Source organism: Paraciimarium castrense LEGE 11436, from assembly GCF_056633055.1.
On the sequence record NZ_JBSJOW010000008.1, the window covers coordinates 84,402 to 108,541 of the forward strand.

A 24,140-nucleotide genomic window follows, 5' to 3' on the forward strand; every position below is an offset into this window, starting at 1 on the left:
GCTCAGTGGCCCTCCACCTTGGCGGCGTAGGCCGTCGCCTCCAGCAGGTCGTCCAGCTGGGCCGGCTCGCTGGGCTGCAGCAGCAGCAGCCAGCCCTCGCCATAGGGATCGTTCTGCAGTTCTTCAGGGCTGGCGATCACGGCCTCGTTGCGGGCCTGCACCACACCGGAGATCGGAGCCAGCAGGTCTTCGACAGCCTTCACCGACTCGATGCTGCCGCAGCTCTGGCCCCGGGTGAGCTCATCCCCCACCGCAGGCAGTTCGACGAAGACGATGTCGCCGAGCTGGTCGATGGCGAAGGCGCTCAGCCCCAGACGCACGTTGTCGCCATCGGAGCGCACGTATTCGTGGCTGTCGGCATAGCGACAGTCGCTGGGATAGGAGAGCGCCATCGCACGCGGGGGGCTGGACAGTGCGCGTCAGTCTGGAGGACCGTGTCCAGATTCGGCGAGGGCCGCCAGGGCCCGTTCCAGGGCGATGCGGGCATGGGCCCGGTGGGTGCCGCCCTGGGCAAACAGCACGTAGGGCTCCCGCAGCGGGGCATCGGCGGAGAACTCACTGGTGCTGCCGTCGATGAAGGTGCCGCCCGCCATCACCAGCTCACTGGCGTAGCCGGGCATCGGCGCCGGCACCGGATCGAGGTAGGAGCCCACCGGGGAAGCGGCCTGAAAGGCGCGGCATACCGTGGCCAGCCGCCCGGGGCAGCCGAGCCGCACCGCCTGGATCACATCGCTGCGCGACGCCCCGGGCCGCGGTTGGGTGGCGTAGCCGAGGTCGCTGAACACCTGGGCCACCAGCTCGCTGCAGATCAGGGCCTCGGCCACCATCTGGGGCGCCAGAAACAGCCCCTGGAACAGCAGGCGGTTGAGGTCGAAGCTGGTGCCGCCCTCGGCGCCGATGCCGGGGGCGGTGAGCCGGCAGCAGGCCAGCTCCACCAGTTCGGCGCGGCCGGCCACATAGCCGCCGGTGGGGGCGATCGTGCCCCCCAGGTTCTTGATCAGGGAGCCGGCGATCAGATCGGCCCCCACAGCGGTGGGTTCCTGCTCCTGCACCAGTTCGCCGTAGCAGTTATCCACGAACACCACACAGCCGGGCTGGCGCCGCTTCACCCGCTCGGCCAGCTCGGCGATCTCCGTGATGGGGAGGGAAGGCCGCCAGCTGTAGCCGCAGCTGCGCTGGATCAGCACCATCCGCGTCGGTTCGCCCAGGGCGAGGTCCACCGCCTCCAGATCCACCCGGCCGGCGGCGCTGAGGGGCACTTCGGCGTAGCGGACGCCGAACTCGGCCAGGGACCCCTGGCCCTGCCCGCGCAGGCCGATCACCTCCTCGAGGGTGTCGTAGGGGCGGCCGGTGAGGGAGAGCAGCCGATCCCCCGGGCGCAGCACGCCGAACAGGGCGGCGGCGATGGCGTGGGTGCCACTGACGAACTGCAGCCGCACGGCGGCGGCCTCGGCCTGCAGCACCCGCGCGAACACCCGATCGAGCACCTCGCGGCCCTGGTCGCCATGGCCGTAGCCGCTCACCGAGGCGAAGTGCTGCACCCCCACCCGTTCCGCCGCCAGAGCCGCCAGCACCCGCTCCAGCCGGGGCTGCACGCCGGCCGTGTGGCGCTCGGTGAAGGGGGCGATGCGGGCACTGGCGCCATCGAGCTGGTCGCGGGCCCAGCAGGGGTTGGTCATCGCTGGGGCCGGGGGGGCTCCCATGTTGCCCGTCTAGATTCCCGTCACTCGGGAGCCGGACACAGACGTCCAACGGCTTACGGCCTCCGCAGATCCCCAGACCGGCCGGGCCGGCCTGGGGGTGCACCGCCGCCGCGCCGTCCACTTCCGCCCCCCACGCACTTGGTGATTCAGCTCGACCCCGCCCCGCTGGTGCCAGCCCCCTCGGCGAGCAGCCAGCAGGAGCGCCAGCTGCGGGCTGGCCTGCGCAGCCGCCGCAAGCCCCTGCCCCCCCGGCAGCGGCGCTACAAGCTGGGCACCACCGGCTTCATGCTGGTGATGCACGTGGCGGCCGTGGTGGCGCTGCTGCCAAGGTTCTGGAGCTGGCAGGCCCTGGTGGCCCTGGCGTTGCTCTATTGGATGACCGTGCTGGGCGTGACGCTGGGTCTGCACAGGCTGGTGACCCATCGCAGTTTCAGCGCCCCAACCTGGCTGGAGCGCACCCTGGTGCTGATGGGTGCCATGGCCTGCCAGAGCGGGCCGATCGAGTGGGTGGGCCTGCACCGCCACCACCACAAGTTCTCCGACCAGCCCAACGACCACCACGACGCCGGCCGCGGCCTGTGGTGGGCCCACAGCGCCTGGATGCTGCATCAGATCCCGGCCCTGGAGCACGTGGAGCGGCTGACCGGGGATCTGCAGCGCGACCCCTTCTACCGCTGGCTGGATCGCTGGTTCCTGCTGCTGCAGGTGCCCCTCGGCGTCGCCCTCTATGCCTATGGCGAGCTGGCCGGGGTGCATGGCGGCGGGCTGGGCCTGGTGCTCTGGGCCATCCCGCTGCGGCTGGTGCTGGTGTACCACGTGACCTGGCTGGTCAACTCGGCCACCCACGCCTTCGGCTACCGCAACTTCGACTGCCCCGACCGCTCGCGCAACTGCTGGTGGGTGGCGATCCTCAGCTTCGGCGAGGGCTGGCACAACAACCACCACGCCTTCCCCCACTCGGCGCGCCACGGGTTGCGCTGGTTCGAGCTGGACATCACCTGGCAGCACATCCGCCTGCTGAGGGCCCTGGGCTGGGCCCGGCGGGTGCGGCTGGCCCACTACCGCCCCTAAGCAGGCTCTCGACCGCGACGGCAGCCGTGGTCGTCCGGCCTATTCGGGGCCTGTGAGCCCACCGAGCTGCTGGCGGATCGCCGCGCCGAGGTCGGCCTCGCCGGGGTCGGGCACCAGGCTGCCGAGGCCCCGGGCCCGCTGGCGCAGCAGATCGAGAAACTGGGCCGGGGGCAGTTGCTGCTCCTCCACCCCGCCGAGGGCTGCCAGGGTGCGGCGCAGGTCGGGCAGCTCGGCGTCGAGCTCAGCGGCGCTGTAGTCGCACTGGCCGGCGATCACCGCGGCGAAGCGCTCCCGCCGCGAGCGCTTGCTCACGGGATAGGCCGCCAGCACCGTGTCGCGGCAGAGCCGCCAGGGGTGGCCGGCGGTGAGCAGCTCAGCCAGGGCAGCACTCAGGACCAGGGCCTCGCCCTCGGCGATGCGCAGATCGAAGGCGGCGGGGGGATGGCGCAGGCCCACGAACACCTCCAGCAGCTCGCCGGGCCCGAGCACCGCCTCGCCCGGCTCCTGCACGGGCAGCGCCGAGGCCTGCAGGTCGGCCAGCAGCGAGGGCTGGTCGGCCAGCTGCTGCCGCAGCGCCTCTGAAAGGATGCCCTCCACCACCTCGGCGGCCAGTAACTGGTTGATGCGCCCCAGGGCGAGGAACACCTCAGGCCCCGGGGAGGCGAGCTTGCCGTTGCGCAGCATCGAGAGCTGGGAGTTGTGCACGCGGCCGAGATCAAGGGCTTCGGCGAGGGCAGGCAGGACGCGGTGGCTCCAGCCGTTGCGGCCGTGCCAGAGACGGACGAGGTGGGCGAAGGCCACCCTTCCGGCCGCGAGGTCATCCCGATAGCCCACTGTGATGTCTTGCGATCAGGATTCGTATTGCTACCATCCTAGCCAGTGATCAGGAGTCGGTCCGTTATGACCGCAACAGCCTCCAGCCGAGCCCTCCCCCGTCCCAGTGCCCGCAGCACCCGGCAGCCCGCCGTGATCAGCGGCGGCAGCCGCGGACTGCTGCGGGCCGAGGCCCTGCGCCAGCCCCGCAGCGGAGCAGCCTCGCCCCAGAGCGAACCGGGCATCAACTGGAGCATCGTGGCCTACATGGGCGCGCTCCACGTGTTGGCCGTCGTGGCCCTGCTGCCCCGCTTCTGGAGCCTGCCCGCCGTGGCCAGCTTCCTGGTGCTCTATTGGGTCACGGCCTGCCTTGGCGTCACCGTCGGCTACCACCGCCTGCTGAGCCACCGCTCCTTCCGCGTGCCCCGCTGGCTGGAGCGCTTCTTCGCCACCTGCGGCGCCCTCAGCTGCCAGCACGGCCCGATCGACTGGGTCGGCCTGCACCGCCACCACCACAAGTTCTCCGACACCGACGTCGACCACCACAGCAGCCTCAAGGGCTTCTGGTGGAGCCACATGGGCTGGATGTTCCAGACCGTTCCCGCCATGGCCGCGGTGCCCCGCCTCACCGGTGATCTGGCCCGTGACCCCTACTACCGCTGGCTGAACAACTGGTTCCTGCTGCTGCAGCTGCCCCTGGCCGGCCTGCTGTTCTGGATCGGCACGGTCACCGGTGCCGGCGGCTGGGCCCTGGTGCTCTGGGGCATCCCGCTGCGCCTGGTGGTCGTGTACCACATCACCTGGCTGGTCAACTCAGCCACCCACTGCTGGGGTGGTGTGTCCCACGACAGCGGCGACCAGTCCCGCAACAACGTCTGGGTGGCGGCGCTCACCTTCGGCGAGGGCTGGCACAACAACCACCACGCCTTCCCCCATTCGGCCCGCCATGGCTTCGGCCGCCAGGTCGACCTCACCTGGCAGCACATCCGTCTGATGCGACGGCTGGGCCTCGCCAAGCAGGTGAGGCTTCCCGCCGCCGCCACCCGGCCCAGCCTGAGGCCCTGAGCCCGTCACGTAGGCTTCTGGATCGGCTCGCGATCAGATTCCCTCTCCTTTTCCCATGGCCAAGCGCGTTCAAGTCGTTCTCAGCGAAGACGTCCTCAGCCTGGGCAAGGGGGGCGATCTGGTGGACGTGGCCCCTGGCTACGCCCGTAATTTCCTGCTCCCCACCGGCAAGGCCGTTCCGCTCACCCGAGCCGTGCTGCGGCAGGTGGAGGCCCGCCGGGCCAAGGAGGCCGAGCGCCAGGCGGCCCTGCGGGCCGAGGCGGAGGCCTTCCGCACCGCCCTGGCCACGATCGGCCGCTTCACCGTGAAGAAGCAGACCGGCGGCGATGACGTGCTGTTCGGCACCGTGACCAACGGCGACGTGGCCGAGGCCATCGAAGCCGCCACCAAGAAGGATGTGGACCGCCGCGACATCACGGTGCCCGATATCCACCGCACCGGCTCCTACAAGGTGCACGTGAAGCTGCACCCCGAGGTGACGGCCGAGATCAACCTCGAAGTGATCAGCCACTGAGCGCCCTGCCCAGCCAGGCCAGAATGGGCACCCACTGCCGCCCGCTCCCCAGGGACTGGCCGGCCCCCCAGCAGGAGATCCATCCATGGTGAGCCTGCCGCTCTCAGAGCGCGATCCCGACGGCCCTCCAGGCGACGATGCCGACCGTGAAGCCGCTGCGGAGCCCACCGACCTCGCTCCGGTACGGCCCGCCCAGCGGCGGGGACGGCTGCGGGATGAGGCCAGCTTCGAGGCCCTGCCCGACTCCGTGCCCCCCCAGAACCTGGAGGCGGAAGAGGCGGTGCTGGGGGGCGTGCTGCTCGATCCCGACGCCATCAGCCGGGTCGCGGACGTGCTCCAGCCCGAGGCCTTCTATCTGGGGGCCCACCGGGAGATCTACCGCACCGCCCTGATGCTGCACAGCCAGGGCAAGCCCACCGATCTCACCGCCATGACCGCCTGGCTGGCGGACACCGGCCTGCTGGAGAAGGTGGGCGGCAGCAGCCGCCTGGTGGAGCTGGTGGAGCGCACCATGTCCACCGCCTCGATCGACCAGGTGGCCCGCCTGGTGATGGACAAGTTCCTGAGGCGCCGGCTGATCCGTTCCGGCAACGAGGTGATCCAGCTCGGCTTCGATCAGGGCAAGCCGATGGATCAGGTGCTCGATGAGGCCGAGCAGAAGATCTTCGCGATCAGCCAGGAAAAACCCAGCCAGGGCCTCACCCCCACCGCCGAGATCCTCACCAGCACCTTCAACGAGATCGAGAGCCGCTCGCTCGGCACCTCGGTGGCGGGCATCCCGGTGAACTTCTACGACCTGGACGCCATCACCCAGGGACTGCAGCGCAGCGATCTGATCATCGTGGCCGGCCGCCCGGCGATGGGCAAGACCTCGATCGTGCTCAACATCGCCAAGAACGTGGCCCAGCTGCACCAGCTGCCGGTGTGTGTGTTCAGCCTGGAGATGAGCAAGGAGCAGCTCACCTACCGGCTGCTGTCGATGGAGGTGGGCATCGAGAGCGGCCGGCTGCGCACCGGCCGGCTGCAGCAGGAGGAGTGGCCCCTGCTCGGCCAGGGCATCAACAGCCTCGGCCAGCTGCCCCTGTTCATCGACGACAAACCCAATGCCGGCGTGCTGGAGATGCGTTCGCTCTGCCGCCGCTTGATGGCGGAATCGGGCAAGGAGCTGGGCCTGATCGTGATCGACTACCTGCAGCTGATGGAGGGCTCCACCCCCGACAACCGGGTGCAGGAGCTCTCCCGCATCACCCGGGGCCTCAAGGGCATGGCCCGGGAGCTCAACGTGCCGGTGATGGCCCTCTCCCAGCTCAGCCGGGGCGTGGAATCCCGCACCAACAAGCGGCCGATGCTGAGCGACCTGCGCGAATCGGGCTCGATCGAGCAGGACGCCGATCTGGTGCTGATGATCTACCGCGACGAGTACTACAACCCCGAAACCGCCGACCGGGGCATCACCGAGGTGATCGTGACCAAGCACCGCAACGGCCCGGTGGGCACGGTGAAGCTGCTGTTCGAACCTCAGTTCACCCGCTTCCGCAACCTGGCCGCCTGATGGGGCTGCAGGTGTTCACGGTGCTCACCGGCCGCAGCTACGGGCCCCACTACGCCGAGCGGCTGCAGCGCATGCTGAAGCGGCACCTGAGCGCACCCCACAGCCTCACGGTGCTGTGTGACGCGGCCAACCGTCCGGCCCTGGCCAGCCTCGGCCTGCAGCACCGGCAGCTGGAGCCCCGGGGCCTGCAGGGCTTCTGCAGCAAGATCCAGCTCTTCAATGCCGCGATCACCGGCGAGACGCCCTTTCTCTTCTTCGATGTGACCCTGGTGGTGCGCGCCGGCCTCGAGCCGCTGCTGCGGTTCGGCGCGGCCGATCCGGCCCCGCTGATCGGCGTGCGCGACTGGAGCTACCCCACCCTCAACTCCTGCGTGATGCAGCTGCGGCCGGGAGCGGCCACGGCCCGGGTGTGGCAGGCCTACCTGGACGGGGAAGACCACGGCACCCCAGGCCCCAACCAGAACTTCATCTACCGGGCGCTGCAGCGCCACTGCCCGGGAGCGCTGGCCACCTGGCCCGAGGGGCTGGTGGCCTCCTACCGGGGCCTGCGCAAGCTGGCCCGCCGCGATGCCGCCGCCGCCGCGCGGGCCCGCCAGGCGGCCTGCGTGCTCAAGTTCCACGGGCGGCCCCGCCCCCACGAGGTGCTGCGCCCCTGGCGCCATCCCAGCCAGACCGTGCTCAAGCATCCGCTCCGCCCCGATCTGTGGCGCTTCCTGGCGGAGGACATCACTGACCACTGGCTGCTGAGCTGAACGCCAGCGACAACACCCAGACATCGGGACAACGCTAGGGTTCGGAATCTGCTGGTTTAAGCTATCCCTCAGCCACACCACTGTATCGCTCATCCGGAGTCAGGCATTGATGAACAGCAACACACCGGAAGCCTTCACACTCTCCCGCCTGCAATCAATTTGCCCTAGATCGCTGAGCGCCGAGCAACTGCTGGCCGCGCGTATTGATCAGACTGGGATTGAGTCTCTGGAACTGATGGAATTGCTGATGGAAATCGAAGACAACTATGGTATCGATATCCCTGACAGTGCCATCCATCAGGACATCACCGTGGCCGAGCTCTGCCAGTTGGCCAGTGTCCTGCACAGTGCCTCGCGGTGAGGACGTTTCTGTATCACCAGATGGGATGGCAGGAGCAGGTCTCGAACCGCCGCTGGGATCGGGTGATCGAACTGAAGCTGCCGCGCCTGCTTCAGCGCGACTGGCCCTGGTGGGGCTCCTCCACCACCAGCATCAAAGAGATTGCGAGGTTGCTGGGTTCGGATCACCCCAATGGATACAACAGTGCTCTGCGGCTCCACCGCAGAATCAACGCAGGTCATGGGGAATTCGATTTTGGCTACCTGAGCCATGCACAGGAACTGAATTCGGATGGCTTTCCCTACTACTGGAAGCAGAATGTGCATCAGGCCTACCTCCGCCATCCCCTGCCGGCCAGGCCCAGGTTGCTGTTGTGTTTCACAGGCAGAGCACGAGCACTGAACATGCCAATCCCCTGCTTTCATGCTACGGCCAGGCATCACTTTGACGGGTTGGTGTACTTCATTGACCCCGACAACGATTTCTACACCGCCAGCGAGCCCGTCATCGTGCGGGCCCTGCAGGCACTCCTGAAGCTTGCGCCATGGCAGCGGGTTGCTGTGCTCGGCACATCCGCAGGTGGCGTGATGGCCCTCAGATTGCGGGCTGAGGCCCCCTTCGGACGCAGGCTAGCTGCCTCCCCACCGGTGCTCTGCGATCAGCGGCTGTTGGCGCGGTGCCTGAGCAGGCCCCTCAGAGGGATCCGCCGCAGCCGCATCTTCTATGCCAGCGCCAACCCCATGGACCGGCACCACTACGACCATCTGCGTGCCAGCGTGTCCCCCAGCCAATTCCAGCAGTTGGTGTTCGACCTCAGCTGGGCCTCCAGCTCCCACGGCACCCTGGCCACCGTGATGCAGCTCGGAGCCCTGGATCAGCAACTGCGTTGGCTGGCGGAGCGGGACACCAACTTGGAAGCACCTGCCGCAGCTGTGGGTCCCCGCTGAGCCGACGTCATGCACTACCTGCAGGTGCTGGAAACGCTTCGGTCGCTCACGGGCAGGCGTGGAGCGGACCGCTTCCCAGCCTTGCAGGAGCGCGAGGACAGCTTGGGCGAGACCGGTCTCGGCCGTGGGGTGCTGTTCGTCTATGACCCTGACCTGGCGCGACAGATCCTGGGCTCAAAGCGCTTTGAAGAACTGAACTTTCTGGCCCCAGCTCTAAGACTGGCCGGCGCTGAGCACACCGGCTGGATCAGGCGATTCTGCGGCGAAAGCCCCCTCTTCCTGAGCGGAGCACTCCACGGTCAGCGACGTCGAGAGCTGAGTGCCGTGCTGGCGCGCTGCAGCCCAGCTTTGGCCGGTGCGGCACCCGAGGCGCTCGCGGTTGCCCTCCAAACGGTGCTTCGGACTCCCACCCCCACCAGCCTGCAGCTGGCAACGCAGCTGACCACTGCCCTGACCAACCTTTGCCTCTCCGCCGTGGCAGGCCGTGGCGTTGCGCTCAGCGCCGAAGCGCTGATGGCGGTAGATTTCTTTAATCCTTTCCCCAAGCCCTCCAGCCTGCGTCGTTGCAACGAGGCCATCGCCAGCTGCATGGCCAGCCTGGAGTGGCAACGACTGGGCGCCGGCGAAAGGAACGCCGTCTCGGTGCTGCTGGTGATGGGATTCCAGCCCCTGCTGGCCACGGTGACCGCCAGCGGCAACGCCTTGCTGGAGAGTCTGGCCACAGCCCGCGACGATCTCACAGCTGCCCAGGCCGCCTGCCGGCGGGTGAGCTTCCAGAACACGGTTCCCACCAATTTTGTGATGCGGCGCTGCCTGGAGGCCACCACCGCAGGGGTACATCGCCTGGGCAAGGGAGATACGATCTATGTCTTGCTGGGTGAGGCGAAGGGCTGCCCATTTCGCCAAGGTTTCAGCTTGCCGTTCGGTGCCGGGGCCCACGTGTGCAGCGGCCGCTCCCTGGCCCTGCAGATGTTCGACCTGGCCCAGGGGGCCCTGGCTGCCGGGGCCCCAGTCATCGCAGCCGCATCGGTTCCGGTGGTCCCCAGCCCGGTGCAGCAGGGGCGAGCCTCAGCCTTTCTCGCCTACACCGATTCCCCCTCCAGCAACCCGTCCGCCCACGCCGCAGAGGCCCCAGAGCGACAGGTCATTTCTTGAATCCAGGTTCTGCCCCCATGGCCTGCTCCATTCCTCCCACCGAAACCTTCGACGTGATCGTCGTGGGCGGCGGCCATGCGGGCTGCGAGGCGGCGATCACGGCGGCACGGCTGGGCCTGAACACGGCCCTGTTCAGCCTCAACCTCGACCGCATCGCCTGGCAGCCCTGCAACCCGGCCGTGGGCGGGGCGGCCAAGAGCCAGCTGGTGCATGAGGTGGATGCCCTGGGCGGCGTGATCGGTCGTCTGGCCGACGCCACCGCCCTGCAGAAAAGGGTGCTCAACGCCAGCCGCGGTCCGGCCGTCTGGGCCCTGCGGGCCCAGACCGACAAGCGCCAGTACGCCCGCCAGATGCTGCAGCTGCTGCAGCACACCCCGAACCTGTCGCTGCGCGAGGCGATGGTGACGGGGCTGGAGCTGGACGGCAGGCCGGGTGAAGGCGGCCGCATCAGCGGCGTGCGCACCTACTTCGGCAGCGTCTATGCCGCCCCGGCCGTGGTGCTCACCACCGGCACCTTCCTGGGCGGCCAGATCTGGGTGGGCAACCAGTCGATGAGCGCCGGCCGGGCCGGCGAGCAGGCCGCCGAGGGGCTCACCGAGGCCCTGCAGGCCCTGGGCTTCCGCACCGGCCGCCTCAAGACGGGCACCCCGGCCCGGGTGGACCGGCGCAGCATCGCCCTCGACCAGCTCGAGGAGCAGCCCAGCGATGCGGCCGACCGCTTCTTCTCCTTTGATCCGGCGGCCTGGGTGAGCGGCGAGCCGATGAGCTGCCACCTCACCCGCACCACGGCGGCCACCCACCAGCTGATCCGCGACAACCTCCACCTCACGCCGATCTACGGCGGCTTTCTCGACAGCAAGGGGCCCCGCTACTGCCCCTCGATCGAGGACAAGATCGTGCGCTTCGCCGACAAGCAGAGCCACCAGATCTTCCTGGAGCCCGAGGGCCGCGACACGCCCGAGATCTACGTGCAGGGCTTCTCCACCGGCCTGCCGGAGCGGCTGCAGCTGGAACTGCTGCGCACCCTGCCCGGCCTGGAGCAGTGCGTGATGCTGCGGCCGGCCTACGCCGTGGACTACGACTACCTGCCCGCCACCCAGCTCAAGCCCTCGCTGGAAACCAAACGGATCGCCGGCCTGTTCAGCGCCGGCCAGCTCAACGGCACCACCGGCTACGAGGAGGCCGCCGCCCAGGGCCTGGTGGCGGGACTCAACGCCGCCCGCCTGGTGCGGGGCGAGGCCGCGGTGCACTTCCCCCGCGAGGGCAGCTACATCGGCACCCTGATCGACGACCTGATCACCAAGGATCTGCGCGAGCCCTACCGGGTGCTCACCAGCCGCAGCGAATACCGCCTGGTGCTGCGCGGCGACAACGCCGACCGGCGCCTCACACCGCTGGGCCGGGAACTGGGGCTCGTCGATGACCGCCGCTGGCAGATCTACAGCGCCAAACAGGAGGCGATCGAGGCGGAGAAGCAGCGGCTGGCCGCGGTGCGGCTCAAGGTGAGCGACCCCGCCGCCGCGGCCGTGGAGGCCCAGAGCGGCGCCCCGATCCGCGGCTCGATCACCCTGGCCGACCTGCTGCGCCGCTCCGGCTTCCACAGCGCCGACCTGGTGGCCCATGGCCTGGCGGATCCGGCCCTGCCCCTGGACGTGCGCGAGGGCGCCGAGATCGACATCAAGTACAGCGGCTACCTGGCCCGCCAGCAGCAGCAGATCGACCAGGCCAAGAAACAGACCCACCGCCCCCTGCCCCCAGACCTCGACTACGGCGCCATCGGCACCCTCTCCCATGAGGCCCGCGAGAAACTCAGCGCCGTGCAGCCCCTCACCCTCGGCCAGGCCGGGCGGGTTCCCGGGGTGAGTCCGGCCGACATCACGGCCCTGATGCTGTGGCTGGAGCTGCGCAAGCGCCGTGGGGCCCAGCCCCTGGCCACCAGGCCCGCATCCCTGGGCGCCTGAGCCGCCGCGCCCTCCGGCCAAGGCTGAGGATGGGCACAGCCGCCCTGAGCCGATGATCCGCAGCCGAGCCGCCGTGGCCTGGGCCCCCGGCCAGCCCCTGGAGATCACCGAGGTGGACGTGGCGCCGCCCCAGGCGGGCGAGGTGCTGCTGCGCCTGGTGGCCACGGGGGTGTGCCACACCGATGCCTACACCCTCTCAGGCGCCGATCCCGAAGGGCTGTTCCCGGCGATCCTCGGCCACGAGGGCGGCGGCGTGGTGGAGGCAGTGGGCGCAGGCGTGAGCTCCGTGGCCGTGGGCGACCACGTGATCCCGCTCTACACCCCTGAATGCCGCCAGTGCCGCTTCTGCCTCTCGGGCAAGACCAACCTCTGCCAGGCGATCCGCAGCACCCAGGGCCGGGGGGTGATGCCCGATGGCAGCAGCCGCTTCTCGAAGGACGGCCGCATGCTGCACCACTACATGGGCACCTCCACCTTCTCCGAGTACACGGTGCTGCCGGAGATCGCCGTGGCGAAGATCAACAAGGAGGCACCGCTCGAGAAGGTGTGCCTGCTGGGCTGCGGGGTGACCACCGGCATCGGCGCTGTGCTCAACACCGCCAGGGTGGAGCCCGGCAGCACGGTGGCGGTGTTCGGCCTGGGCGGCATCGGCCTGGCGGTGGTGATCGGGGCGGTGATGGCCGGGGCCTCCAGGATCATCGGCATCGACCTCAACCCGGCCAAGTTCGCCATCGCCCAGCAGCTCGGCGCCACCGAGTGCCTCAATCCCCGCGATCACGACGCCCCGATTCAGCAGGTGCTGGTCGATCGCACCGATGGCGGTGTGGATTACTCCTTTGAGTGCATCGGCAATGTGGATGTGATGCGGGCCGCCCTGGAGGCCTGTCACAAGGGCTGGGGGGAATCCACGATCATCGGGGTGGCCGGAGCCGGCCAGGAGATCAGCACCCGGCCGTTCCAGCTGGTGACCGGGCGGGTCTGGCGCGGTTCGGCCTTCGGCGGCGTGCGGGGCCGCACCGAGCTGCCGCTCTATGTGGAGAAGGCCCAGCGGGGGGAGATCCCCCTCGACAGCTTCATCACCCACACCATGGGGCTGGAGGAGATCAACCGGGCCTTCGAGCTGATGCACGCCGGCGAGAGCATCCGCAGCGTGATTCACTTCTGAGCGCCACCCCAAGGCTTCTCCCGTGGCCCAGCTCGAACTGCTCAGCGACCAGCGCTGCTTCGGCGGCTCCCAGCGCCGCTACCGGCATCAGTCCGGACAGCTGAACTGCTCGATGCTGCTGGGGGTGTTCCTGCCCCCCGCGGCCCTGGCCGGGGAAAGGGTGCCGGCCGTGTACTGGCTGTCGGGCCTCACCTGCACCGATGAGAACGCCAGCCAGAAGGCGGGAGCCCAGCGGCGGGCTGCTGAGCTCGGCCTGGCCCTGGTGATGCCGGACACCAGCCCCCGCGGGCCTGAGGTGCCGAGCGACCCGGATGGCGGCTGGGATTTCGGCCACGGCGCCGGCTTCTATGTGGATGCCACCGAGGCGCCCTGGAGCCACCACTACCGCATGCACAGCTACGTGGTGCAGGAACTGCCGGAACTGCTGGAGGCGGCCTTGCCGCTGAGCGAGCGCCGCAGCCTCTGTGGCCACTCGATGGGGGGCCATGGCGCCCTGGTGGCGGTGCTGCGGCATCCGGGCCGCTACTGCGCGGTGTCGGCCTTCGCCCCGATCGCCCACCCCTGCGCCTGTGGCTGGGGCCAGAAGGCCTTCGGCCACCTGCTGGGGCCCGATCCAGGCGCCTGGCAGGCCTGGGATGCCACCGCCCTGCTGCGCTCGGGAGAGCGGGCGATCGGACCGGACCGGGCTGCACCGCTGCCGATCCTGGTGGACCAGGGCCTGGCCGATCCCTTCCTGGACGACCAGCTGCATCCGGAGGCCCTGGCCGAGGCGGCGGCAGCCGCAGGCCAGCCCCTGCAGCTGCGCCGCCAGCAGGGCTATGACCACAGCTATTTCTGCATTGCCAGCTTCATCGCCGACCACCTGGAACACCACGCCCGCGCTCTGCGGTGCTGAACCGCCGGCTGGGGCGCCAGCCCGAAGTCCCTCGCAAGGAGGGGTTGCAATCCTTAAAAGAATCTGGGTGTATGGTGCAGCCGAACTCGGCAGACGGCGTGAGTCAAGCTCAGGGCATCTGCACCTCCAGGGCCTACTGGGAACTGCGGGCCGAGCAGGTCATGAACCGGGTCTTTTCGCCAGAGATGGCGATCGAGGTGGAGGTGTTCGATCCCCTGCCCATGCCGCCGCCGCCGCCGGCTCCTCCAGCGGCAGCCCCACGGACTGCGGCCAGCCCAGCCGTCACCCCTGGCGCGAGACGCGCCGTCCCAGGTGGGCGTTCCCGGGCCGGACAGCAGATCCAGGTGGGTCAATCGCCCCCATCGGCCCTGGTGCTGGCCAGCGTCAGCCTGGGGATCACGGCCGTAACAGGCCTTGGGCTGGTGGCGCTGCAGCTGCGCAGCCAGGACCAGCAGGCGATCCGCCAGGAGCGCAACCTGCTGATGATGGAGCGGCTGCGCGCCATGGGCCCGGCCTCGCCCGGTCCAGCAGCCTCCATCGGCAGCATCCAGCCCGGAGCCGCAGCCGGGGGCCTTGAGGCCGTGACAGCCGCAGAAGATGGTCTGCCGCCACCGCCGCCAGCAGAGCCCTGGATGCAGGAGCTGGCCACCTTGCCGCCCAGCAGCGCGCCCGGGGCACGGGTGCTCAAGGTGCCGATGAACGGCAGCGTCGGCCGCTCGGCCCCGCCGGCTGGGCCGAGTGGGGCCACACCCCGGCCTGGCGGCCACACCGGAGGCGGGGGATCCGGGGGGGGGCCAGCGCCGCAGCTGATCGGGGTGGTACAGGCCCCGGGCCACGGCGGCTCCGCCATTTTTCAGGTGGGCAGCTCCTCCACCAGCGCGACGGTGGGGGAAACCATCGGCGCCTCCGGCTGGAAGCTGCACTCCGCCAACGCGGACAGTGCCGTGATCGAGCGCAACGGCGAGCAGCGCCTGATCAGCATCAGCAGCGGCGGCTGATCGGCGCTGTCGCCTGAGCGGCACCCTCCAGCAGCTGCCGGTAGAGGCCGTTGATCGCGCCGGCTTCGGCCTCGAGGGAATGGCAAGCCAGGGCACGGCGGCGTGCCCGCCGGCCCATGGCCCGCAGCTCGTCGGGCTGATCGAGCAGCAGGGCCAGCGCCTCGGTGAGCGAGGCGAGATTGCCGGTCTGGAAGCGGCGGCCCACCTCCCCGTCCACCAGCTCCGGCCAGGCTCCCGCCTCCGAGGTGAGCACCGCGCAGCCGCAGGCCATGGCCTCCAGGGGTGTCAGCCCGAAGCCCTCCCGGCGCGAGGCCGCCACGCAAAGGCACACGCGCCGGTACCAGTCCCGCACCGCGAGGCGGTCGAGGTCGCCGAGGAAGCGGATGCGCTGCTCCAGGCCGGCGGCGGCAATGCGCCGCTGCAAGCCCGCCAGGAAATCCCGCTCGGCGGGGCGCACCAGCCCGGTGAACACAGCCCCGTAACGCGGGCGGTCGGGCAGCAGGGTGATCAGGGCCTCCACCACCAGGTCGACCCCCTTGCTGGGGCGGATCCGCCCGAAACAGCCGATCAAGGCCGGGGGATCGGGGGCCACTTCCCCGCCCACTCCGCCTGGGGCGGCGGGCGCTGGGCTGTAGAAGGTCGTGTCCACCCCGTGGGGAATGGTGGCGCTGACGCAGCCCTGGGGCAGGAACCCCGCCGAGCGTCCCGAAGTGGCGATCACCGCGTCGCAGCGACGGATCAGCCAGCCCAGCACCGGGCCCGGAGGCTTGGGGGCCGCCGAGGTGAACAGCACCGCCCAGGGCTGGCGCAACACCCCGCGCAGCAGCAGACCCACCATGATCTCCAGGTCACGGCGGGCATGCCACACACGGCGGGCCGCCCCTGGCGGGGGGCGCCACCCCTGCAGAAGCAGAACGGCCGGCGCCATGCCGGCCTCCAGGCCCAGCTGGCCCCAGTCGAGCAGGCCGATGGCCAGCTGGCGGCGCTGCAGCGGCACCAGGGCCCGCACCGTGGCCGACACGCCGGTGTAGCGGCTGTGGAGATTGGCGACCACCACCGGCGGCAGTAGCTGGGACATGGCCGCGGCCCGCCAGGCGTGATTTCTAGGGTACGGAGGGACGATCGAGGATTCCGATGCCGGTGATGGCCCCAGCCCCCTCCCCGCAGGCCATCTGGCAGACCAGCCTGATCGGCGGAGCCCTGAGCCCAGGCTGCTGCGGCGATCTCACCGGGCCCTGGCGCTTGCTGCTGCTCGGCGATGGCAGCCCCACCCGACACCTGGAGGCCCTGACCGGCCTGCCCCTGGAGATCGAACTGATCGCCATGGGCCTGCAGCAGCCAGGCGATGGCGCCGTGCCGCCGCCGGAGGTGGAGGAGCTGGCGGACCCCCTGATCCGGCGCCAGGTGTGGCTGCGCTGCGGCCCTGACACCCTGGCCTGGGCCGAGAGCTGGTGGAACCATGACCAGGCCCAGGAGCATCTGCAGCGCCGGGACCAGCCGATCTGGCGCAGCCTCACCAGCAACCGCGCCGAGCTGTTCCGCGAGGTGGATGGACTGGCCAGGGTGGAGGCCCCCTGGCTGGCCCAGCGCTTTGGCCGCCAGGGTCCCTTCTGGAGCCGCCACTACCGCTTCTTCCGCGGGGGCCAGCCCCTCACCGTGATCCGGGAGGTGTTCTCGCCCGATCTGGAGCGCTGGCTGGGCCCTGCCGTCGCGGTTTGACGGCCCCGTTCAGCCAGGCGGGCGGTACCCAAAAGCCGCGAAAACCACACCGGAGCGCCGGCCTTGACCAGGCTGCCAGGCAAGGGAGGCAGTGGCTTGAAACCACGCCTCCCAGGGGTTTTGCGGCAGCAGCGGTGTCGCCCGCCACCGAATGATTGCACTGTATGGATTTGTGAAGTCTGTAACACAGGGCTACGCAGATTCCTTGACGAATTGACGGGAACTGGTGCGGGGTGATCATTGGGGCTGATCAGATCGAGGCCGATGGCCCCTACTCCCATCCACCTGCGCCCCCGGGCGCCGCTGTCGCACCGGCAGGCAAGCGAGCCGAAGCAGGCCGACTGGCTGAGCCTCACCGAACTGGGCCGCCTGTTCGGCATTTCGGCCGTGTTCTGCGGCCGTCAGCTCGGCGCGGCGGGGCTGCGCCAGCCCAACGGGGCCCCCAGCCGCGAGGCCCTGCACCGGGGCCTGGCCCTGCTGCCCCATCCCCGCGGCCACCACCGTTCAGCCCTCTGGCAGCGCCAGGGCTGCGCCGCGGTGCTGCAGGGTCAGGGGATGAAGCCACTGCTGCCCAACCGCCTGGTGACCCTCTGGGCCGACCTGTTGGAAGCCCTGCTGCTCGGCTCCGAGGCGATCACCACCTCGGCCGAGGAGATGGCCAGCGAGGTGCCCACGGAGTTGGTGGGCTCGGTGAACCAGGAACTCCAACAGCGCGGCAGCGGCTTCAGGGTGACCCTGGCGGGTCTCAGCCGAGCCTCAAGGCCTCGGCCTGTTGGCGTGCCTTCTCCAGCAGATCCCGAAGCTGATCTTCGTCGGTGTGGCTGAGGTTGGTGCGCAGCAGGCGGGCGTGGGGGGCATGGGCCCTCAGCCGCTCGATCACCCGGTCGGGACTCGCCTCGCGCACCAGCAGGCACAGGGCGGCGGTGCCGCGGGGCAGGGTTTCTCCCAGCTCCCGCATGAAGCCGTCGTTGATGCCGATGTCGGAGAGGGAGCCTGAGGCGGCGCCGACACCGGCGCCGACAGCGGCCCCGAGAAGGGGATTGAGGAACAGCAGCCCCACCAGGGTGCCCCAGAAACCGCCCCCGAGGGCCCCGGCGGCGGTGAGGTTGAGGGCCTGGCGCAGGTGCACCTGTCCGTCGTCATCGTGATCGACCACCACGGCATCCTCCAGGGCGATCAGCTGCTCGCGCTGGATCGTCACCAGTTCGCGCCGCACGGCTTCGGCTTCCTCAATCTTGGGAAAACCCACCACCACCAGGCTGCTCATGAACGGATCGCAACGGTCCTCCAGGCTACTCAGACAGCCGGCGCCGGCTTGAGCGGGGCAGGGACCGCCCCGGCGCCGAAGCTCCGGGAGATCGCCGTTGACGGTCTGGGGCCGCCGCCGCCGGCTCCGGGCTGGCGGGGATGCGAGGACGCTGCCAGCGGGGCAGGGAGAAGCTGGCCTCATCGGGCCAGTCTTCACCCTCCGGGACCTGCCGCGCTGTTGGCTCACTGCTGAGCGGCGGCGAGGCGGACGCGCCGGGCCGGGGGGCGACGCGGCGGGAGATCGCCTCCAGCGGACGGCGGGGGGCCACACCTGAACCGGTGGTGTCAGCACCTGTCGCCGGCGCCGGTGCCGGGGAGCGAGCGGGGCCGGGTCGGGAGCGGCCCGATCCATCCTGGGACTCCTGCCAGGGTTCGCGCCAGGCGTCCTCCTCATCGAGGATCCAGTCGAGCTTGGTCTCCACCCACCGGCCCAGCTCGTTGAGGCGTGGCACCCCGCCGGCTCCACGGCCGGCGCCGCGAGCCGACGGACGCGAGCCAGGGCGAGCCCCCGACACCCCATCCACCAGGTGACGTCCTGCCGAGACCAACCGATCCAGCCCCTGCTCAAAGGCCTCACCACCGCCCCGGGACGGCTCGGCGGGCCTTCCGCGCCGCAGCGGTGGTTCAGGCTCAGACCAGGACTCGCGCATGGGGCAACATCAGTGCGCCCACGCTATCGGCCCTCAGCGGCGGCGCGCCGCCAGCCAGCGCTCGCGGCGCAGGCCCACCAGGGCGATGCCGAGGCCCGCGAATTGCAGGGTCCAGAGAAAGACGTCCACGCCGAGGCCACAGCGGGCTGACCTTAGACACTCTCCCCGGGGGCACCGGCCGCCTCGCGAAAGTCGAGCAGGCAACTGGCATGCCAGCGGCCGCCGTGGTGGCGCTCGCAGCAGGCGCGGCAGGCCAGGCCGCGCACGCGGCGCCGGTAGGGGGCCGTGAGGCCGCAGCGGGGGCAGCGGGCCAGCCAGCGGCTGGCGGCCGTGGCGCCGCCCGGCAGGGGGTAGCGGTGGCGCAGGCTCACCTGGAAACCCTCCTGGGCCGCGTTGATGGCGGTCATGCGGGCGCGGAAGTGGGGGCCATGCACCTCCCGCACCTGCAGCACCCGGTCCACCCAGGCGTGGATCATCTCGTGGCAGAGGGTGCTGAGCAGGGCCTCCCGGGGCAGGGGATCCAGCAACGGCCGCGACAGCACGATCTCGCAGAGATCGCGGCCGTCGGCGCGGCGCCCGCGGCGGTAGAGGCCGGCGGTGCGGCGCATGCGGCCATCGCTCCAGCGCAGCTCGAGCAGGGGCACGCCGCCGGGGGCGAGGCGGGCCTCGAAGTGCTCCCGGTTCAACCGGTGAAACAGCGGCAGCAGGGGCTCGAGCGGCACGCCGGGGGCCTGGTCAGTCAGACTCTGGGGCCATTCAACACAGATTCACCGGCCTATGGACTGGGCTCTGACCCGTGACATCGGCAGCAAGGCCCTCCTGGCCGGCGCCGGAGCCCTGCTCCTCTACTGGACGATCACGGCCGTGAAGCTGGTGCTCAGCGCCCGCGGCATCAACCCGCTGCTGAAGCAGTTCTTCGCCCAGGTGGCCAACGGCCAGGTGGACGGGGCCTACCTGCTCACCACCAAGAACTACCGCAGCCATGTGAACCGCAAGCAGTTCATCCAGTACCTGGCCGGCCTGAAGCTGAACCGCTACCGCAACCTCAAGTCGGGGCGGCCGAGGCTGCAGGAGGGCCAGCTGATCCTCACCGTGAAACTGCTCACCGAGGCCAAGGAGGAACTCCCCCTCGACTTCACCTTCGTGAAGGTGGAGGAGCAGTGGCGGATCGACCGGATCCGCACGGTGGGCGCCTGACACCGCTGCAGACTCCTTCTCCCAGGGCCTGATGACCAGCAGCAGGGCAGCCGGTGCCGAAGCCGGCCAGGGCCGGATCGCCGAGTTGCAGCGGCTGCTCAGCCAGGCCGCCCACGCCTACTACGTGCTCGATGCTCCGCTGATGGAGGATCCGGTCTACGACCGGCTCTACCGCGAGCTGGTGGAGCTGGAGACGGCCCACCCCGAGCTGATCACCCCGGATAGCCCCACCCAGCGGGTGGGGGGGAGCCCGGCGGAGGGCTTCACGAGCGTGGAGCACCGCATCGGCCTGCTCAGCCTCGACAACGCCTTCTCGCTGGCGGAGCTGAAGGCCTGGTACGGGCGGCTGCTCAAGCTGCTCGATCGCCAGCCGGAGAATGGCGAGGAGTCGCTGCCGGCCCTGGCGCTGGTGGGCGAGCTCAAGATCGATGGCAATGCCCTGGCGCTGAGCTACGAGCAGGGCGTGCTGGTGCGGGCTGCCAGCCGCGGCGACGGCGAGCGGGGCGAGGAGATCACGGCCAATGTGCGCACGATCGGCAGCGTGCCGCTGCGGCTGCAGCTGGAGCAGCCGCCGGCCTGGCTGGAGGTGCGCGGCGAAGCGCTGATCCCCGATGCCACCTTTGCGGCGATCAATGCCGAGCGGGAGACGCGCGGCGAGACCCCGTTCGCCAATCCCCGCAACGCCTGCGCCGGCACCCTGCGCCAGCTGGACCCGAAGGTGGTGGCGGCGCGACGGCTGGATTTCTTCGCCTACACCCTGCACCTGCCCCCCGACTGGCAGCCCCAGGCAGATGGGGCCGGCGGCACGGCGCCCCTCCGCCCCAGCAGCCAGTGGGAGGCCCTGGCCTGGCTGCGAACAGCGGGCTTCAAGGTGAACCCCAACGCGGCCCTGCTGCCGGATCTGGCGGCGGTGGCGGCCTTCTGCGCCCACTGGGAGGAGGCGCGGCAGCAGTTGCCCTATGCCACCGACGGCGTGGTGGTGAAGCTCAACGACCTGCGCCTGCAGGCCGAGGCCGGCTTCACCCAGAAGGCACCCCGCTGGGCGATCGCCCTCAAGTACGCCCCCGAAGAGGCCCCCAGCCGGCTGCTGCGCCTGGTCTGCCAGGTGGGACGCACGGGGGTGATCACGCCGGTGGCCGAGTTCGAGCCCGTGCCCCTGGCCGGTACCACGGTGAACCGCGCCACCCTGCACAACGCCGATCGCCTCGCTGAGCTGGATCTGCACGGCGGCGACACGATCGTGGTGCGCAAGGCCGGCGAGATCATCCCCGAGGTGGTGCGGGTGCTGAGCGAGCTGCGGCCGGCGGCGGCCCAGCGGCTGGAACTGCCCCACCACTGTCCGGCCTGCGGTTCGGAGCTGGTGCGGGAGCAGGGCGAGGCGGCCACCCGCTGCGTCAATTCCAGCTGTCCGGCGATCCTGCGGGGCGCCCTGCGCCACTGGGTGAGCAAGGGGGCCCTGGATGTGGACGGCGCCGGCAGCAAGCTGATCGAGCAGCTGGTGGACCGGGGCCTGGTGGCTTCGATCGCCGATCTCTACCGCCTGGATGGGGCCCTGCTGGCCAGCCTGGAGCGGATGGGGGAGAAATCGGCCACCAATCTGGTGGCCGCCCTGGCCGCCTCCAAGGCGCAGCCCTGGCACCGCCAGCTCTACGGCCTCGGCATCCATCACGTGGGCGAGGTGAACGCCAAGGCCCTGGCGCGGGCCTTCCCCTCGGCCAAGGAGCTGGCGGCGACCGCCGCCGCAGAGCCTGAGGCGATCACGGCGGTGTTCGGCATCGGCGCCGAGATCGCCCAGAGCCTGCAGCAGTGGTTCGCCACGCCGGCCAATCAGACGCTGTTGGAGGAGTTGCGGGAGCAGGGCCTGTCCCTGGCCACCAGCGAGGCGGAACGGGCCGCCAAGGCCGCCGCGGCGGCGGGCGGAAGCGAGGCAGGCCGGGAGCGCCCTGATTCCCCCCTGGCCGGCCAGACGTTCGTGCTCACCGGCACCCTGCCCAGCCTCAGCCGCCGTCAGGCCCAGGAGCTGATCGAGGCCGCCGGCGGCAAAGTGAGCAGCTCCGTGAGCAGGAAGACCAGCTATGTGGTGGCCGGCGAGGAGGCGGGCAGCAAGCTCAGTAAGGCCGAGGGCCTGGGGGTAACCGTGATCAGCGAGGCCGTGCTGCTGGAACTGCTGAAGCAAGGCGGCCTCGAGTGATCACACACTGGTGTGACACAAGATGAAGTCCGTGTGAGGCCAGATGAGAGGCTGCTCGATCAGGTTGGGCTGGTGTCAGCCTGATTCAAGAAGCGCCAAATGGATCCCATGCCGAAACGGATCACTCACTGAATGTTCATGAATGATGACTTTCTTCCCATCGCTGTATCCTTGGAGGGCTGTATAGCCCATCTGGGTGCTTGATGGCCTGCCGGGCCGCTTCAGCATCCTTTCAAGCATGGGGCGGGATCAACAGAAAACCAGCCAGCCGCCACACCTTCATTGCTGCGGTTCCAAGCGCGGCCATCCGATACGGCTGCAGGTCACAAAGTCGGCGCCAGCCGTCCATGCTCCTGTGCCAGGCCGGCGATCGGGCATCTCGCCTGGAACTGGCTGGACATCTGGGCGGAAGCTCATCTGGTTGTCCTTCGCTCTCAAGAGGAACTCGGCCCCCGGCTGCTCGGGCAGCCGCAAAACGTTCTCTGAGTGACGAGAGTGCCCGCCGTCGTGAGCCCGCCCTTGAGATCCAGTACGCAAAGCTCGTCTTGGAGCATCGCCAGCCTGGGTGACTCGCCAGTGACCTAACAGGCCTGGCTGTAGCCATCGGGGCTGTGCCCAAAGGCTGGGGCAGGAATTGATCATCCCTGAAGCACACCTCGCGCTGGTCGGATTTCAGCGCCTCCCATAGGCCTCACATCAACTATTCAGTTAACTCTAAGTCAGTGGACATACTTGCAAACCGTATAAGTGCTAACATCTATACAACAAGGGCAATCAACGTAAGAGATTACGAAGACTTTCAAGGGATTGGAATCACCGCTGCTGCTGGCGTGCAATAGTTAGGATCGGGATAGAGTCAATCCCATCTCTTCAAGCCCACAACAATAGTTCCGGGGCCTCAGCATTTTTTGCCACTGAATATGTTCTCCGTTTCAAGGCTTGCCACTGGACTGGCTCAACCGCTTTTTCTGACTTCGCCGCCAGGAGATGCCTCCCGTCTCTTTGTACTTGAGCAAAAGACGGGATCAATCAGAATCATTGATTCAGCGACTGGGGCGATCAATGAAACACCATTTCTGACCATTCCCTCGCAACTGCTCCTTACCCCAGAGTTTGAGCAAGGATTACTAGGTTTAGCATTTCACCCTGAGTACGCTACGAACGGCAGATTCTACGTAAACTACACTGCACCAGGCCCGACCCTTGGCGGCACGACAAATATTGTCGAATATCGCGTTAGCACAAGTAATCCAGATATTGCGGACTCCAACAGTGCACGTGCAATTCTTTCCTATGCCCAGCCAGAAAACAATCACAATGGCGGGTGGATGGCCTTCGGGCCCGATGGCAACCTCTATATATCTTCCGGGGATGGCGGTGGCAATGGGTTTCAAAGTGGCAATCTTGACCTGTCTGCTAACTCACAAGATCTGACGGACAACCTACTTGGCAAGATTCTCCGGATTGATGTCAATGGAGACGGATTTCCGCAAGATCCAAATCGTAACTACAGGATCCCAACAGACAATCCTTTCGTCGGCGTGACTGGGGATGATGAGATTTGGTCCTATGGATTGAGGAATCCTTGGAGACCAAGTTTTGACCGCACCACCGGTGAACTTTACATCGCTGATGTGGGCCAAGGAGCAAGGGAAGAAATCAACATCCAGCCCGCTGGTGTCGGCGGGCAAAACTACGGATGGCCGTTCCGAGAGGGAGATATTGACTACAGGCCCATAGGCGCACCTGATGATCTCACAGCCCCAACATTTGCCTACCCACACAGCGTGGGTCAGTCAGTCACTGGGGGCTACGTGTACCGTGGCTCAGTAGAAAGCCTCAGAGGCACTTACTTCTTTGCCGATTTTATTACTGGAAGAATATATTCTTTTAGATACATAGACGGCACTGTATCAGAGTACACCGATCGCACTGCCTCTTTTGCTCCGCCTGCGGGCGAAGGCAGCATCAACAACATCTCATCTTTCGGAGAGGATTCCGAAGGCAACCTGTATATCATTGATTATGATGGTGATCTATTCAGATTAAATGCGTCGGCTACCATACCATCGCCTTCTGGCACCACTTTCCTCTCAGACCTCACACCCACTGCAGCCATCAATGGCTGGGGGCCCTATGAGCGA

24 protein-coding genes are annotated in these 24,140 nt (G+C 68.7%); 17 read left to right on the plus strand and 7 right to left on the minus strand.

What is annotated here, in order from left to right; genetic code table 11:
• Positions 1 to 2: 2 nt before the first annotated feature.
• Both gcvH and ACWJIO_RS12425 read right to left on the minus strand, forming a co-directional pair.
• Positions 3 to 392, minus strand: a complete 390-nt coding sequence (gene gcvH / locus ACWJIO_RS12420) for a glycine cleavage system protein GcvH (RefSeq protein WP_480313844.1) — start codon at positions 390 to 392, stop codon at positions 3 to 5.
• A gap of 27 nt (positions 393 to 419) precedes the next feature.
• Entirely contained in the window at positions 420 to 1,679 is a 1,260-nt protein-coding gene (locus ACWJIO_RS12425) for a methionine gamma-lyase family protein (RefSeq protein ID WP_480313846.1), read from the minus strand.
• A 231-nt stretch (positions 1,680 to 1,910) separates the two neighbouring features.
• Here ACWJIO_RS12425 and ACWJIO_RS12430 point away from each other — a divergent pair, with 231 nt between their 5' ends.
• On the plus strand, positions 1,911 to 2,774 hold the full coding sequence (locus tag ACWJIO_RS12430) for an acyl-CoA desaturase (RefSeq protein ID WP_480313930.1): 864 nt from the start codon (positions 1,911 to 1,913) through the stop codon (positions 2,772 to 2,774).
• A gap of 39 nt (positions 2,775 to 2,813) precedes the next feature.
• Here ACWJIO_RS12430 and ACWJIO_RS12435 read toward each other — a convergent pair whose 3' ends face one another.
• Entirely contained in the window at positions 2,814 to 3,608 is a 795-nt protein-coding gene (locus ACWJIO_RS12435) for a hypothetical protein (RefSeq protein WP_480313848.1), read from the minus strand.
• A gap of 66 nt (positions 3,609 to 3,674) precedes the next feature.
• Between ACWJIO_RS12435 and ACWJIO_RS12440 the strand changes: the two genes are divergently transcribed.
• The 11 genes from ACWJIO_RS12440 (at position 3,675) to ACWJIO_RS12490 (ending at position 14,931) form a co-directional block, all read left to right on the plus strand.
• Positions 3,675 to 4,652 carry an acyl-CoA desaturase gene (locus tag ACWJIO_RS12440; RefSeq protein ID WP_480313850.1) on the plus strand — a complete coding sequence of 326 codons (978 nt, stop codon included), beginning with the start codon at positions 3,675 to 3,677 and terminating at the stop codon, positions 4,650 to 4,652.
• A 55-nt stretch (positions 4,653 to 4,707) separates the two neighbouring features.
• Complete coding sequence (rplI, locus tag ACWJIO_RS12445) at positions 4,708 to 5,166, plus strand: 50S ribosomal protein L9 (RefSeq protein ID WP_186697546.1); 459 nt, start codon at positions 4,708 to 4,710, stop codon at positions 5,164 to 5,166.
• 85 nt (positions 5,167 to 5,251) lie between these two features.
• Positions 5,252 to 6,718: a replicative DNA helicase gene (dnaB, locus tag ACWJIO_RS12450; RefSeq protein WP_480313853.1), complete on the plus strand. Its 1,467-nt coding sequence runs from the start codon at positions 5,252 to 5,254 to the stop codon at positions 6,716 to 6,718.
• Positions 6,718 to 7,470 carry a hypothetical protein gene (locus ACWJIO_RS12455; RefSeq protein ID WP_480313856.1) on the plus strand — a complete coding sequence of 251 codons (753 nt, stop codon included), beginning with the start codon at positions 6,718 to 6,720 and terminating at the stop codon, positions 7,468 to 7,470. The genes dnaB and ACWJIO_RS12455 overlap by 1 nt, the downstream gene beginning before the upstream one ends.
• A 109-nt stretch (positions 7,471 to 7,579) precedes the next feature.
• Positions 7,580 to 7,831 carry an acyl carrier protein gene (locus ACWJIO_RS12460; RefSeq protein WP_480313858.1) on the plus strand — a complete coding sequence of 84 codons (252 nt, stop codon included), beginning with the start codon at positions 7,580 to 7,582 and terminating at the stop codon, positions 7,829 to 7,831.
• A gap of 383 nt (positions 7,832 to 8,214) precedes the next feature.
• Positions 8,215 to 8,757, plus strand: a complete 543-nt coding sequence (locus tag ACWJIO_RS12465; RefSeq protein WP_480313860.1) for a hypothetical protein — start codon at positions 8,215 to 8,217, stop codon at positions 8,755 to 8,757.
• Positions 8,758 to 8,766: 9 nt separating this feature from the next.
• Positions 8,767 to 9,912, plus strand: a complete 1,146-nt coding sequence (locus tag ACWJIO_RS12470) for a hypothetical protein (RefSeq protein ID WP_480313862.1) — start codon at positions 8,767 to 8,769, stop codon at positions 9,910 to 9,912.
• Entirely contained in the window at positions 9,909 to 11,873 is a 1,965-nt protein-coding gene (gene mnmG, locus ACWJIO_RS12475; protein ID WP_480313864.1) for a tRNA uridine-5-carboxymethylaminomethyl(34) synthesis enzyme MnmG, read from the plus strand. The genes ACWJIO_RS12470 and mnmG overlap by 4 nt, the downstream gene beginning before the upstream one ends.
• A 55-nt stretch (positions 11,874 to 11,928) precedes the next feature.
• Entirely contained in the window at positions 11,929 to 13,038 is a 1,110-nt protein-coding gene (locus tag ACWJIO_RS12480; RefSeq protein WP_480313932.1) for an S-(hydroxymethyl)glutathione dehydrogenase/class III alcohol dehydrogenase, read from the plus strand.
• Positions 13,039 to 13,060: 22 nt separating this feature from the next.
• Positions 13,061 to 13,933, plus strand: a complete 873-nt coding sequence (fghA, locus tag ACWJIO_RS12485) for an S-formylglutathione hydrolase (protein WP_480313866.1) — start codon at positions 13,061 to 13,063, stop codon at positions 13,931 to 13,933.
• 98 nt (positions 13,934 to 14,031) lie between these two features.
• Positions 14,032 to 14,931: a hypothetical protein gene (locus ACWJIO_RS12490; RefSeq protein WP_480313868.1), complete on the plus strand. Its 900-nt coding sequence runs from the start codon at positions 14,032 to 14,034 to the stop codon at positions 14,929 to 14,931.
• On the opposite strand, the gene ACWJIO_RS12495 is transcribed toward ACWJIO_RS12490, so the two are convergent.
• Complete coding sequence (locus tag ACWJIO_RS12495; protein WP_480313871.1) at positions 14,915 to 16,009, minus strand: glycosyltransferase family 4 protein; 1,095 nt, start codon at positions 16,007 to 16,009, stop codon at positions 14,915 to 14,917. The genes ACWJIO_RS12490 and ACWJIO_RS12495 overlap by 17 nt on opposite strands.
• 56 nt (positions 16,010 to 16,065) lie before the next feature.
• On the opposite strand from ACWJIO_RS12495, the gene ACWJIO_RS12500 reads away from it, so the two are divergent.
• Both ACWJIO_RS12500 and ACWJIO_RS12505 read left to right on the plus strand, forming a co-directional pair.
• Positions 16,066 to 16,650 (plus strand): chorismate lyase, encoded by a 585-nt coding sequence (locus ACWJIO_RS12500; protein WP_480313873.1) that lies wholly within the window; start codon positions 16,066 to 16,068, stop codon positions 16,648 to 16,650.
• Between the two features lie 264 nt (positions 16,651 to 16,914).
• The gene (locus ACWJIO_RS12505; protein WP_480313875.1) at positions 16,915 to 17,475 is read left to right on the plus strand and encodes a hypothetical protein; all 561 of its coding nucleotides are present in this window, start codon (positions 16,915 to 16,917) and stop codon (positions 17,473 to 17,475) included.
• Here ACWJIO_RS12505 and ACWJIO_RS12510 read toward each other — a convergent pair.
• The 3 genes from ACWJIO_RS12510 to ACWJIO_RS12520 form a co-directional block, all read right to left on the minus strand.
• On the minus strand, positions 17,396 to 17,917 hold the full coding sequence (locus tag ACWJIO_RS12510) for a DUF1269 domain-containing protein (protein WP_480313877.1): 522 nt from the start codon (positions 17,915 to 17,917) through the stop codon (positions 17,396 to 17,398). The two genes, ACWJIO_RS12505 and ACWJIO_RS12510, sit on opposite strands and share 80 nt — an antisense overlap.
• A 25-nt stretch (positions 17,918 to 17,942) precedes the next feature.
• Complete coding sequence (locus tag ACWJIO_RS12515; protein ID WP_480313879.1) at positions 17,943 to 18,608, minus strand: hypothetical protein; 666 nt, start codon at positions 18,606 to 18,608, stop codon at positions 17,943 to 17,945.
• Between the two features lie 152 nt (positions 18,609 to 18,760).
• Entirely contained in the window at positions 18,761 to 19,330 is a 570-nt protein-coding gene (locus tag ACWJIO_RS12520) for a SprT family zinc-dependent metalloprotease (protein WP_480313881.1), read from the minus strand.
• Between the two features lie 55 nt (positions 19,331 to 19,385).
• On the opposite strand from ACWJIO_RS12520, the gene ACWJIO_RS12525 reads away from it, so the two are divergent.
• The 3 genes from ACWJIO_RS12525 to ACWJIO_RS12535 form a co-directional block, all read left to right on the plus strand.
• Positions 19,386 to 19,805 carry a hypothetical protein gene (locus tag ACWJIO_RS12525; RefSeq protein ID WP_186697567.1) on the plus strand — a complete coding sequence of 140 codons (420 nt, stop codon included), beginning with the start codon at positions 19,386 to 19,388 and terminating at the stop codon, positions 19,803 to 19,805.
• Positions 19,806 to 19,836: 31 nt separating this feature from the next.
• Positions 19,837 to 21,996 carry an NAD-dependent DNA ligase LigA gene (ligA, locus tag ACWJIO_RS12530; RefSeq protein ID WP_480313883.1) on the plus strand — a complete coding sequence of 720 codons (2,160 nt, stop codon included), beginning with the start codon at positions 19,837 to 19,839 and terminating at the stop codon, positions 21,994 to 21,996.
• A gap of 920 nt (positions 21,997 to 22,916) precedes the next feature.
• Positions 22,917 to 24,140 (plus strand): PQQ-dependent sugar dehydrogenase (locus ACWJIO_RS12535; RefSeq protein ID WP_480313885.1); only part of this gene is annotated, 1,224 nt, incomplete at its 3' end.